Raw genomic sequence first — 11,876 nt, 5'->3', positions numbered from 1 at the left:
CTCTGCTTTAGCATGTATATCCAAATGAGCCATTTATTTAATTAACCTTATATTGACTAATACGCTTTGCAAGCATGAAAATAGTATGAAATCGTGATCGATGCGCTATACAGGTATCGAGCATCTTTTAACAATTACAAAGGTAGTAAAATGAATTCTAAAAACCGAAATATCGATGTTAATGCTACTCTTCGTTTGCTTAGCTCACTTAAATCTTCTGTGTATGACAGAGACCGAGATAAAGCATTAGCTATGATTAATAATATTACCAATCAATTAACTGATGAACCTCATAGTGAGCGTTGTGAGCGTTGTAATTCAGTACTTGAACACCCTCATGCTGGATGGTGTATATATTGTTGGGAGAAACTTACGAGAATTAAGTAATAATTGATGCTGATATTTATTATAAAATCCATGATGTGAAGAAGATAGGATGATGTAAATTTTTAATTTGAATTCTATTTCCTTAGCTAGTTCCAAAAGGTATACCCCAAGAGAACCATTTACTTAACCCTTTAAACCTATTAACAGACCACTTAAAACAGACCACTTAAAACAGACCGCTATAATAGAACCACTTATAACAGACTATAATTCCTATCCATTTATCAACCAGTATCATTCTTCAGCCATAGGCTTATCATTTAACTCGTATAAAAAATCAAACATAGCGCCAACACTGTCTTCGATACCTTATCTTACTTTTATGCTAATTTGTTAGTACTTACTCATATCAATTAGACCATAAAAATAAGAAAAGGTTTTGCTAATGTCTACTGCCTCATCAATTATCTTAGAGCCTGACTGGTTTACACGTCCGACCTGTGTGGTCGCTGCCGATTTGGTAGGTAAGGTGCTTTGTAGAAAGCTGATTGACAGCGACGGATCAGAAAAAGTTTTGCGAATGCGCATCTCTGAGACCGAAGCCTATATTGGTCTGGAAGATCCTGCCTGTCATTCGCATGCAGGGTCACGAACGTCGCGCACAGAGATTATGTATGAGCAAGGTGGTATGTTCTATGTCTATCTGACTTACGGTGTGCATCACATGCTAAATTTGATTAGCGGCCCTCTAGAGTCGCCTGAGTCGGTATTGATCCGCGCTGGGTTTTTGACCGATGATAGTAACCGTTTGATTAATGAGCAACAACTCAGTCCAAATAATCAGCTGACTCACCCCCAGCAGTTTGCAGGGCCGGGTAAGCTGACCAAGCGCTTGCAGATAACTCGCGACTTATATGGTAAACCTATCTCGCCAGACTCAGGCGTTTGGGTCGAAGATGATGGTTGCCAGCCACCCGTGTCAGTGCATCCACGTATCGGTATCGATTATGCCGGTGATGCCAAAGACTGGCTACTACGCTATATATGGACCGATCATCCTTCTTTATCTAAGAACTAGTAGATTGAGATTTAAACCTATTTTGTGAGGTAAGTTCATGTATAAGTTGACGGTTTTTATTCCTGATGAGGCATTAGAGCAAGTAAAATCCGCTTTGTTTGCAGCTGGTGCTGGGAGTATTGGCGATTACGAGCAGTGCTGTTGGCAAGTGCAAGGAACAGGACAGTTTATGCCGTTAGCAGGCAGTACACCGCATATCGGTAAGCAAGATAGTTTACAAACAGTCGATGAATGGCGAGTAGAGATGGTCGTCGATGACGCGTTTATTACTGCTGCTATCATCGCGTTAAAAAAGGCGCACCCGTATGAAACACCAGCGTATGATGTCATCAAAGTACTAGATTTTTGATTTTCTAGGCAAAAATATCATCTCACAATATATAAAAAACCAATTATAAAAAAGCCAAATAAATCATTGAATGACTTATTTGGCTTTGAAGATACGCGATATTTCAACTGGATATAAAAAGAGATTAAATGTATTTAAAAATACTTAATCCTTTTTAATCTTAATAACATTGTAGCTTGGATAGCCCAGTTCGATTTTATAATCGTCGCGACCACGCTCAGCTTTGACCTTGATTTTACGGTCGCCCTTTTTATATTTAACATCTTTGACACGGTATCCCATGCTGCTAACTTTATTGGCAGCTCGACGCTCGATAGCAGCTGAGTAGACGTTTTTATCCGCTTTTTTATGCTTGTCTTTGTGCTTTTTATGCTCTTTGTTATCTTTGTAGACGTCTCCATAGATATCGTCATATACGTTATAGCCGCCAGGTGTGGTGACACAGCCAGTAGTTACCGCTAATAAAGTGGCAATAATACTGCCAGACACTACATTCTTTAGTGTTGAAGATGATAAAGTTTTCATAAAAATGTCCTCATAATCTACTATCGTTGGATAAAGATAGTTTTCTAATATTTCAGTAAAAGGGCGTGTAGAACTGCTCTACTGACAGTAGTGTCAGCGTCATTAGTCTTTTTTAACACTAACAACGTCTAAATTTGGGTAACTGAGCAATATCTCATACTCCTGCGAGCCGCGTCTGGCCTCAATGTCAAAGACACCACGCTTATTCTTTTCTTCAAGATCGATATCCTCGACACGGTAACCCATAGACCTTACTTTATTGATGGCACGGCGCTTGATCGCTGGGTAACGTGACTCTCTTTTAATACTGTCCTCTATATCACCTTTTTTATAGCGCTTGTCATTCTTATATTTACCATTATCTTTATGCTTATCTTTTTTATAGCGGTCATTGTCTTTTTGATACTTGTTATCTTCCCAATTGTTCGACCATGATCTTTTATTTGAGCTGATGAGTCTTAGAGAAGGATAAATATATGTTAGCTCATAGAGCTGATTATTCTTTTTGGCAAAAGCTGTCATTGCGCGATCGCCGCGATAGCTATCAGAGCGAATGTCTATGACTTGATAGCCTTTGCGGCGTAAGTCTTGGCGTAGCTGCTGGCTGACGCGGTTGAAGCTATCGTTCTGCCGATTATTATCACCACGATATATGGGCTGGTTATCATAGCCTGGACCAACGACAGCACAACCGACAGTGGTACCCAATAGAGCAACGATAAGACCAGTAGATATGGCTGTCTTAAAGGAGAACGGTTTTAGAGTTTTCATGATGCAATATCCTATAAGGTTTTAGAGAGCTTGTGATAAGAATGCTCATATGAGTCAAAGGTAGGAGATTCTAAAATATGTTGATACAGCCATAATCAGATAGGTATTAAGAGCTACCATCACTAAAAAAACTATTTTTAGAAATGTTTTCTTACATTATCTATCATAGGATACAAAGCTTTATATTAAGTGTCATTTGCGTTAATAAGTTGTAATTATTGAGAATAATTAAATCGTTGTAAGCATATGCTTACACGCAATGACGTTTACGCGACTTAACATGAGAGTGAGAGTTAGGCATTATGGTTACACGGCATTAGGGAATGTGACTCAAGGATTGAGTTGACCGCATTAAGGATAATGATTCAACTATTAGCATCAGGATGATAATAGTAGTTGAAGTAAGGACACATACCCATTGCTGATAGCAGCAGTTAAGATTAGATGCTGTATGCAGTAATAAGGGCAGGATGCCCAGTATCACAATCACTGAATATTTGTGCAAGGATGCATAGAAGGCAGTCGTGATAGGTAACATGGATAGTTAACAATAAAACCGCATAACAATTTATTGCTATGCGGTTTTATCGTGTTTGGGCGATGCTAATTATTTTTATTAGCTGATATTAGCTTTTAACTGATACCAGATATAAAATGACAGTTATAAAGTGCTGCATCTTTAATTTATGATTTGCATAAAAAAAACCGCATAAATTTCTATGCGGTTTTTATTTTATCTGCTTTGAAAAAGACACTATTTATATTTCTCAAAGAAAATTTATTAGTAATTGTTTTCGCGGCGCCAGTCATCTACTTCGCGCTCGGCGTGGTCTTGAGCATGGCCATAACGCTCTTGTACACGGCCAACTAACTTATCGCGGCTGCCTTCAACTTGATCTAAATCATCATCGGTCAGCTCGCCCCATTTTTGTTTTACTGAGCCTTTTAGCTGCTTCCATTCGCCTTTTAGAGTATTCTCGTTCATAGTTGTATTCCTTTTTCTTTAATTAATATGTGTAATATAATTTTTTAATTACTTTTCATGGTAGTTCTGTTTGCTAATTACTAAACCTACTGATTTATTTATTTTCTTATTTTAGTAGTTCACAAGTATTATTAACTGTTGCCAATATCTTGTGGTATTAAATATAGGACGTTTTAATTCACCTGTCTGTATGTGCTATGTTTATAGTGTTACTTAATTATAGTGAGCGTGCATTATGTGTTATCTGCCGACTCGCTGTAGTAGCAAAGCGTAAATTACGTCTGCCATGCGTAATAAAAATTCTCAAATCAATGAGGATCGCTAAGTACGAATAAGATAAAAAAACCATTATTACGTAAAATAAATAGCCTACGAATAAAAAGCAGAAACCTAAAAATAGGTCATCTGCTTTTTTATTCTGCAATATAAAATAAGAGCCAGCTTATTAAGATACTCTGCTAGAGGTTAGCGAGGTAACGCTGATAACGTTTGGTCAATTTGCTGAGACGGATACGGTCACTAAGTAGTGACAATATTGGCGACGCATTTGGTTTAGGCGGCTTTGCTTTACCCATACGCTGCAGTTGGCGCTTGATGACTGCCATGGTAGCAACGGCACTTAAGGTCTTATCCTTCCACTGTACCATAGGATTATGAGCACTGAGGCTGCCATCTTTTTTCCAGTCATTGGGTAGCGCCGGGTTCATGGCTAATGCCGTTCCCATGCCAACAATATCAATACCTTGAGCCAGTACCTCTTCTGCAACGGTCAATCGTCTGACGCCACCTGTGGTCATCACAGGCATTTTGGCTACTTGTGCAATCTCCTTGGCGAAGTCCAAAAAATAGGCTTCTCGTTGCAACGTGCGACCATCTGCTGTGTTGCCTTGCATGGCTGGGCTTTCGTAACTGCCACCCGACAGTTCAACCAAATCTACTGCTAGCTCGTTCATCGCCAACACAACCACTTTGGCATCATCAGCGTCAAACCCGCCTCGCTGAAAATCTGCTGAATTTATCTTTATAGCGACCGCAAAGGTGGGCGCAACTTGAGCGCGAATGGCTTTAATGACTGCAATCAGCAATCGCATACGGTTTTCAATTGACCCGCCGTATTCGTCTTCTCGTTTATTGGTGAGCGGTGATAAAAACTGAGAAATCAGGTAACCGTGAGCCGCATGAATTTGCACGCCATCAAAACCAGCTTGCTCTACTTTGATAGCACTATCGGCAAATCGTTTTATCAGCTGATCTATATCCTGCTGCGTCATGGCGCGAGGTTTGCTAAATAAATGCGAGTGCTTACCCAAATCAATAGCCACATCAGAGGGTGACAATACATCACCACCCATCGAGGCATAAACTTGACGACCAGGATGGTTTAGCTGCATAAAAACGCGTGTGTTGTTTTGTTTGGCAGCACGTGCCCACGCTTTAAAAGGCGCTATATCGCTGTGTTTATCTAATACGACACCACCCGGACCAGTCATGGCGCGGCCATCGACCATCACGTTTCCTGTGATTAATAAACCAGTACCGCCATTCGCCCAGCTTGTATATAGGCGCAGTAAGGTAGGGCCAGGGATTTGACCAACATCAGCCATATTTTCTTCCATGGCGGCTTTGGCTAAGCGATTGGGCAAGGTGATACCACAAGGCAATATAAACGGTGAAAAAACAGGTGATGTCATGATAGCAGCCTAAAATTATTGTTTTGTGAAGCGTGCGTTCTACTATGAATTTGGCTATAGACTTATCGTTTAAATGACTATAACCTTATAGTCGAAACATAATTAGTAAAAATTGTTGTGGGTTTAAAAATGATGAGTCTAAAAATAGTGAGCGATATGTGCCTATCATCACACTTTTTTAGCACAATAGCACTTCAGGTAACTTACTGGCGTGTTGACATAATCCTTTATCGAGTAGGGATACCTCTGTATTGAATGCATTAGCGCAAAATGAAGCCGTACCTATAGAGTCAAAACGTGAGCTGGCAAAAGCCAAGACGCGGCGTGCCTTATTAAAAAGCGCGTTACGGCTCTATAGTCTAGAAGGCGCTCAAGGCATGAGCATGAATAAAGTGGCCAAAGGGGCGGGTATTGCGCAGCCTAGTTTTTATAATCATTTTGAAAGCTTAGATGCGCTACAGAACGAGCTCAGCGCTCAGTTAAAAGACAACTATCTATCGCCGATGCGGCTGGCATGGGTCAATATGCTCAAGGACTATGACGTACTGACTAAGGATGAGTTTAATCAGCAGTGTCAGCAATGTCTGGTGATGATTTTTGATTCAGCGTTTCAGAATATTGCGCTATTTCAGCATTTGCTCGAAGATCGTCCGCGATTCATTGCCGACATAGAGAACCAATCCTCACTCAATAATGGACTGGGTAATCTAGTCAGCGAAATACAGGAAGAGTGGACGGAGATATTTATTCAAGGATTGCAGCTATCCAATCGTTCTTGTGAACGCAGCGCTGTCAATCTCTGTGTGGATATGGCAGCGGCGCAAGTACATGAGCTGATATTGGGCTGTCATCAGCAGCGTTACTCGAGGGAGCAAGCGATTGCCACCTTGAATGTCAGCTTTGACGCACTGTTCGCCAATTTTTTGCAAGGAAGCAACTATAGCGACTCATGTTAAACATCATGAAAGCTAGGATTTATAAAACACAAAAGGGAGTATGATTATGGCCACCACAGCGGCTAGTACGACGGACAACGAGCAAATCCATTTTAGAACCTGTACATTGTGCGAGGCCATGTGCGGCGTCGAAATCAAGCACGACGGCGAAAAAATCTTATCGATTAAAGGGGATAAAAACGATCCTTTCTCGCAAGGCTACATTTGCCCAAAAGCCACTGCTTTGCAGGATTTGTACGAAGATCCTGATCGTTTACGAGGGCCTGTCGAGAGAACGGCGGACGGTTGGAAGTCGATCAGTTGGATTGAGGCGTTAGATAAAGTCGCTGCAGGGATTCAGTCTGTTCAGCAAAAATATGGTCAAAACGCATTTGGGGTGTATTTGGGTAACCCTAATGTACACAACATGGGCGGGATGTTGACCATCAAACAATTACTGACCAGCCTAAAGACGCGCAGTCGCTTTTCTGCAACCTCAATCGACCAACTGCCACACCATATCGTCAGCATGCATCTGTTCGGTCATATGCTGCGTATACCAGTCCCCGATGTGAATCGTACGCAGTATATGCTCATCATCGGTGGTAATCCGCTGGCCTCTAATGGCAGTATCATGACTGCGCCAAACATGCGCCAAAAGCTAAAAGATATCAAAGCTCGCGATGGTAAAGTGGTGGTGATCGACCCAAGGCGTACCGAAACGGCAGACATCGCCAGCGAACATCACTTTATTCGCCCAGCGACAGACGTATTGCTGCTACTTGCCATGCTCAATGAAATCTATGCACAAGGCTACGCCAAGGTAGATAGCCGAGTGGCAGGTTTGGCACCAGAGATTGAACGTATTGAATCATTTGCAGCAGGGTTCACACCTGAGTCAGTAGCAAATATTACAGGCATTACCGCTGTTGAAATCAAACGTATCGTCAAAGAGTTTTGTGAAGCCGAAAGCTCGGTTTGTTATGGCCGTATGGGTATCTCGGTGCAAGAGTTTGGTCTGCTGAGCCAGTATCTGTCTATGGTCATCAATATCGTCACAGGGCGCTTGGATGAAGTGGGCGGGCTTATGTTCCCGAACCCTGCTGTCGATGTTGTTAATAGCTCGGGCCCAGGCTATTTGGGCAAACGCCACAGCCGCGTGAGTAATCTGCCTGATTTTAATGGCGAGTATCCAGTGGTTGTGATGGCAGATGAGATGCTGGTCGAAGGAGAAGGGCAATTAAAAGGGTTTATGAGTGTCGCTGGTAACCCTGTTCTTAGCACGCCAAATGGCGAAAAATTGGATGAGGCATTATCAGGGCTTGAGTTTATGGTGTCGCTCGATTACTTTGTGACCGAGACCAGCCGTCATGCCAATATTATCCTGCCGCCCGTCTCGCCATTAGAGCGTGACCATTACGATGTTACGTTTAATGGTTTTGCCGTACACAATGTTGCCAAATACTCGCCTGCCTTGTTTAGCAAAACAGAGAATGAGAAGCATGACTGGGAGATTTATCTAGGGCTAGCTGATCGTTTGGATAAAGACGCGCCAGAAGCAACGCAAAAAGAACGTGCCGCGACAAAAGCCTTTGGGCCGAAGTTCTTGCTTGAGCAAGGTCTCAAATATGGACCTTATAAAGACGTTACATTGGATGTGCTGATAGAGAATCCGCACGGTATCGATTTGGGACCATTGCACCGTATGTTGCCAGAAGCTATCAAGCATGCAGATAAGCAAATCAATCTCAATGTTGATTTTTATCAGGCAGATTTGGCACGGGTCAAGGAGATGATGCAGCAGTACGATGATCAAGAGATTTTGCTTATCGGACGTCGCCATGTGCGTAGCAATAACTCATGGCTGCACAATAGCTATCGATTGGTCAAAGGCAAATCTCGTTGTACGTTGATGCTGCATCCACAAACGGCAGAAAAGCACGGTATTGAAGATGGTCAAGACGTAAAAGTAACTTCTCGAGTAAGTAGCGTGGTCATCGCAGCAGAGGTGACCGACGAGCTTATGCCTGGGGTGGTGAGTATTCCGCATGGCTTTGGTCACGGACGCAAAGGGGTGAAGCAAAAGATTGCTCAAGAGCATGCTGGTGTGAGTGTTAATGACTTAACAGACGATACCTTAATTGATCAGTTGAGTGGTAATGCCGCCGTTAATGGCGTACCTGTGCAATTAGAAGCATTGGATATGGATGTAGATAGTTTATCTACTGCTACAGAGACTGTAGCAGAAGGCGCACTAGCATAAAGTTAATCGCAAGTTCATAGATATACAAAAAGGCGCTCACATAAAGTGAGCGCCTTTTTTTTGCAATCTGAATATATTGCTGAGCCGATCAAACGCTCATGCCGATAAAGTCAAAATCAACGTTGGGCGTCTCGCCTTGTATCAATAAGCTAATCGCTTTTGCAGAGCCGCAAGCATGCGTCCAGCCTAATGTACCATGTCCTGTATTTAGCCATAGATTGTCAAAAGTGGCTGAAGTATTGTGGCTACCATGCTTGACTTGACCACAGTGTGCGCGCCCAATCAAAGGTACGTTCGAGGGGGTCATTGGGCGCAGTCCTGTCCAGTATTGCACCGAATTTGCGATGATGCCTTTGGGAAATAATTGCTGCACGCGACGAGTAATGGCCTCACAGCGTGTGGCATTTAAGTCTAAATTATAACCATTGAATTCTGCGGTGCCAGCCACTCTTAATTTGTCACCCAGCCGCGAGGTCACCAGCTTAAACTCATCATCAATCAGGCTGACAAAGGGCGCTAAATGCGGTGCTCGTGGATTGACCGTATAGGTGGCCGAATAGCCCTTTGCTGGAAAAATAGGCACGTGAATGTTCAATGGTTTTAACAGAGGGACGCTATAGCTACCTAACGCGACCACATGACTATCAGCCGTGAAAGTCTGCGCATTTTCGCCTTTTGGGCGAATGGTAATACTGTGTACATGACGACGGGTAGAATCGGTATCGACGTTAAGTGCCAAAATCTCAGTATCATATAAGAACTGTACACCCGCATCTATGCAGCGCTGTGCAAGTCTTTGCGTAAATAGATGCGCATTGCCCGATTCGTCACGGCTGGTGTAGGTCGCTCCAGTAAGTTTGTGCGCAATCGGGTAGAGGGCAGGTTCCAAGTTAACAGCATTATTGATGTCAATCACATGGCGCTCACAGCCCAGCGCTTGCATACGCTCAGTGGGTTCAATCGCTGCATCAAACTCCGCTTGGCTGGTATAAAAATGCATAATACCGCGCGTTTGCTGCTCATAATTGATACCGATGTCTGCGCGTAGTTGCTGCAATGCGTCGCGAGAATACAACCCTAAGCGTACCATTTGCACTAGATTGGCATCGGCAAGATCGGCGCGGCACTCTTGCAAAAACTGCATCGCCCATTTGAGCTGATCCTTATCCGCACGCAGACGGAATAACAGCGGCGCATCCTCTTTAAACAACCATTTGAGCGCTTTCATCGGGGTGGCAGGATTGGCCCACGGCGTCGCATGAGAGACCGATATTTGACCACCATTGGCAAAGGACGTCTGCATCCCTGCCGCCGATTCGCGCTCGATTACAGTCACATCATAGCCTGCTTGACGTAGATACCATGCGGTGGTCACGCCCACCACGCCTGCTCCGAGTACCGCAATATGTGTCATGGGATTCTCTATGCTCATGTTAATCATGATGGTAGCCGTATTTTAGCTTGCCATCACCGTTGCTGCGTCGCCTATTTGTTTCAGCTTGATTTTACTTTGGGCGTGCAACATCCACCTGTAGTGCGGCTGGCAAGTCCAGTATGCTAAGCGTGCTTTCTGCCAAGTGTTCAGGACGCGCCACGACAAGGGCAGTAAAGCCGTCGTTATTTTCTATCGCATTCACCACTTGGATTTTATCGAGTTTGTCGCCTGCTGCGGGGAGCGCGCCGCTACCTTTTACATAGTGTAAAAACGCTTTTGGCGCAGATTTAAAATAAATACGGGCAATGACTTCTTGACCCAAATAGCAGCCTTTATCATAGTCCATACCGCCACGCTGATGCAGGCGCAGCTCTTGCGGCTGAAACTCACCTTGAGTCGCCGCGACAATCCAGTAATTACCAGTCACTAGGCTGCACGCCATCCAAGCCTCAGTATCTTCATTGGTATTGTGATCGTCCTTATGGCTAAAGGTTGGTTCGTCTGCTAACACGCAAGGATAAATCGCGATCGACTCGCTGGTATCAAATTTAGAAAACGCGCCAAACTTTTTTAAATGAGCCTGTAAGGCATCTGCACAATCGCGGCTGATGACCACATCATAGTGCTTTTCGGCTTGTTTCTTAATCCAAATACCAAATTCGATCCGACCTTTTAGATTACAAATAGCAGCGGCTTGATAGCTAAGCCCAAGCTTGGTGACATCACAAGTCAATTGCCCTTGCAAGAATTTTTCGGCATCCTCGCCTTGAATGGTCAGTTGTGAGAACTGCGGAAATGTTGAGGGGTTTGGAGACTGAGTCATTGTTATTATCCTTCTGCTTAATAATTAAAATATATAGATGAAATCGAAGCGATAAAAATTATAGGTGCGCTTTAATATAGACGCTGTTGTTACTGACAGAATGTGTCAGCAAAAATCTAAATAAGGTTAAGAAGAGTACCACAAAAATGGTGTCACAAAAACGTCATCCATAAGTGGGGCGCTTAAGTGTGGGTTAAGCATTAAATTGGGCGTAGCGCGGCATTTTCAACGGTACAAATTGGTTAAAAATGGCGAGTTACGGTACAATGTCCGCTCTACAATAAACCCAACGTCTGATGACTGCCGAGGATATGATGAGCTTACCAAATTGCCCTAAATGTGATGCTGAATATACGTATGAAGATGGTGCGTTACTGGTGTGTCCGATGTGCGCTCACGAGTGGACAGCAGCTGAGACGGATGCGGCGCAAGCGGAAGAGCAAGATGCTGTCATTCGCGATGCGGTTGGTAATGAGCTACAGGATGGCGATGCCGTTACCGTCATTAAAGACCTAAAGGTCAAAGGCTCTTCACTTGTCATTAAAGTCGGGACTAAAGCGAAAAGTATTCGCCTATTGCCAGACGCAACCGATGGCCATGACATTGATTGTAAACTCGACGGTTATGGCCCAATGAAGCTTAAATCTTCTGTCGTCAAAAAAGCGTAAATTGTAAAAATGTCTTGAAAGATTCG

The 11,876-nt window shown here is 43.3% G+C and carries 12 protein-coding genes; 6 read left to right on the top strand and 6 right to left on the bottom strand.

Going from position 1 to position 11,876, the window contains the following annotated elements; all coding sequences use genetic code 11:
• Positions 1-150: 150 nt before the first annotated feature.
• The 3 genes from ACTXGK_RS29025 (at position 151) to ACTXGK_RS29015 (ending at position 1,754) form a co-directional block, all read left to right on the top strand.
• Positions 151-387, top strand: a complete 237-nt coding sequence (locus ACTXGK_RS29025; protein ID WP_443514681.1) for a hypothetical protein — start codon at positions 151-153, stop codon at positions 385-387.
• A gap of 385 nt (positions 388-772) precedes the next feature.
• Positions 773-1,405, top strand: coding sequence for a DNA-3-methyladenine glycosylase (locus ACTXGK_RS29020; RefSeq protein ID WP_443514680.1), 633 nt, complete (start codon positions 773-775; stop codon positions 1,403-1,405).
• Between the two features lie 37 nt (positions 1,406-1,442).
• A complete protein-coding gene (locus ACTXGK_RS29015; RefSeq protein WP_443514679.1) occupies positions 1,443-1,754 on the top strand; it encodes a YqfO family protein in 312 nt (103 codons plus the stop codon).
• Between the two features lie 144 nt (positions 1,755-1,898).
• On the opposite strand, the gene ACTXGK_RS29010 is transcribed toward ACTXGK_RS29015, so the two are convergent.
• From ACTXGK_RS29010 to ACTXGK_RS28995, 4 genes are all read right to left on the bottom strand, one after another.
• On the bottom strand, positions 1,899-2,279 hold the full coding sequence (locus ACTXGK_RS29010; RefSeq protein WP_443514678.1) for a hypothetical protein: 381 nt from the start codon (positions 2,277-2,279) through the stop codon (positions 1,899-1,901).
• Between the two features lie 102 nt (positions 2,280-2,381).
• Entirely contained in the window at positions 2,382-3,050 is a 669-nt protein-coding gene (locus tag ACTXGK_RS29005) for a hypothetical protein (protein WP_443514677.1), read from the bottom strand.
• 781 nt (positions 3,051-3,831) lie between these two features.
• On the bottom strand, positions 3,832-4,035 hold the full coding sequence (locus ACTXGK_RS29000; protein ID WP_201600796.1) for a CsbD family protein: 204 nt from the start codon (positions 4,033-4,035) through the stop codon (positions 3,832-3,834).
• Between the two features lie 458 nt (positions 4,036-4,493).
• Positions 4,494-5,726 (bottom strand): NADH:flavin oxidoreductase/NADH oxidase family protein, encoded by a 1,233-nt coding sequence (locus ACTXGK_RS28995; RefSeq protein WP_443514676.1) that lies wholly within the window; start codon positions 5,724-5,726, stop codon positions 4,494-4,496.
• 251 nt (positions 5,727-5,977) lie between these two features.
• On the opposite strand from ACTXGK_RS28995, the gene ACTXGK_RS28990 reads away from it, so the two are divergent.
• The gene (locus tag ACTXGK_RS28990; protein ID WP_443514675.1) at positions 5,978-6,682 is read left to right on the top strand and encodes a TetR/AcrR family transcriptional regulator; all 705 of its coding nucleotides are present in this window, start codon (positions 5,978-5,980) and stop codon (positions 6,680-6,682) included.
• Between the two features lie 46 nt (positions 6,683-6,728).
• Complete coding sequence (locus ACTXGK_RS28985; RefSeq protein WP_443514674.1) at positions 6,729-8,924, top strand: molybdopterin oxidoreductase family protein; 2,196 nt, start codon at positions 6,729-6,731, stop codon at positions 8,922-8,924.
• An 88-nt stretch (positions 8,925-9,012) separates the two neighbouring features.
• Here the strand turns inward: ACTXGK_RS28985 and ACTXGK_RS28980 are convergent, their stop codons facing one another.
• Positions 9,013-10,338, bottom strand: coding sequence for a D-amino acid dehydrogenase (locus ACTXGK_RS28980; RefSeq protein WP_443514673.1), 1,326 nt, complete (start codon positions 10,336-10,338; stop codon positions 9,013-9,015).
• Positions 10,339-10,429: 91 nt separating this feature from the next.
• Positions 10,430-11,182, bottom strand: a complete 753-nt coding sequence (ygfZ, locus tag ACTXGK_RS28975) for a CAF17-like 4Fe-4S cluster assembly/insertion protein YgfZ (protein WP_443514672.1) — start codon at positions 11,180-11,182, stop codon at positions 10,430-10,432.
• 314 nt (positions 11,183-11,496) lie between these two features.
• Between ygfZ and ACTXGK_RS28970 the strand changes: the two genes are divergently transcribed.
• Positions 11,497-11,850, top strand: coding sequence for a zinc ribbon domain-containing protein YjdM (locus ACTXGK_RS28970; RefSeq protein ID WP_058025320.1), 354 nt, complete (start codon positions 11,497-11,499; stop codon positions 11,848-11,850).
• The last annotated feature ends 26 nt before the right edge of the window (positions 11,851-11,876 follow it).

This window comes from Psychrobacter sp. T6-5, assembly GCF_052258485.2.
In the GTDB taxonomy this organism is placed as follows: Bacteria; Pseudomonadota; Gammaproteobacteria; order Pseudomonadales; family Moraxellaceae; genus Psychrobacter.
This window is presented reverse-complemented; position numbering and strand designations above follow the sequence as displayed.

Excerpts from the sequence above, each read along its gene's own strand:
- ACTXGK_RS29025 (WP_443514681.1), top strand. The coding sequence starts at position 151 with ATGAATTCTAAAAACCGAAATATCGATGTTAATGCTACTCTTCGTTTG.
- ACTXGK_RS29020 (WP_443514680.1), top strand. The coding sequence starts at position 773 with ATGTCTACTGCCTCATCAATTATCTTAGAGCCTGACTGGTTTACACGT.
- ACTXGK_RS29015 (WP_443514679.1), top strand. The coding sequence starts at position 1,443 with ATGTATAAGTTGACGGTTTTTATTCCTGATGAGGCATTAGAGCAAGTA.
- ACTXGK_RS29010 (WP_443514678.1), bottom strand. The coding sequence starts at position 2,279 with ATGAAAACTTTATCATCTTCAACACTAAAGAATGTAGTGTCTGGCAGT.
- ACTXGK_RS29005 (WP_443514677.1), bottom strand. The coding sequence starts at position 3,050 with ATGAAAACTCTAAAACCGTTCTCCTTTAAGACAGCCATATCTACTGGT.
- ACTXGK_RS29000 (WP_201600796.1), bottom strand. The coding sequence starts at position 4,035 with ATGAACGAGAATACTCTAAAAGGCGAATGGAAGCAGCTAAAAGGCTCA.
- ACTXGK_RS28995 (WP_443514676.1), bottom strand. The coding sequence starts at position 5,726 with ATGACATCACCTGTTTTTTCACCGTTTATATTGCCTTGTGGTATCACC.
- ACTXGK_RS28985 (WP_443514674.1), top strand. The coding sequence starts at position 6,729 with ATGGCCACCACAGCGGCTAGTACGACGGACAACGAGCAAATCCATTTT.
- ACTXGK_RS28980 (WP_443514673.1), bottom strand. The coding sequence starts at position 10,338 with ATGACACATATTGCGGTACTCGGAGCAGGCGTGGTGGGCGTGACCACC.
- ygfZ (WP_443514672.1), bottom strand. The coding sequence starts at position 11,182 with ATGACTCAGTCTCCAAACCCCTCAACATTTCCGCAGTTCTCACAACTG.
- ACTXGK_RS28970 (WP_058025320.1), top strand. The coding sequence starts at position 11,497 with ATGAGCTTACCAAATTGCCCTAAATGTGATGCTGAATATACGTATGAA.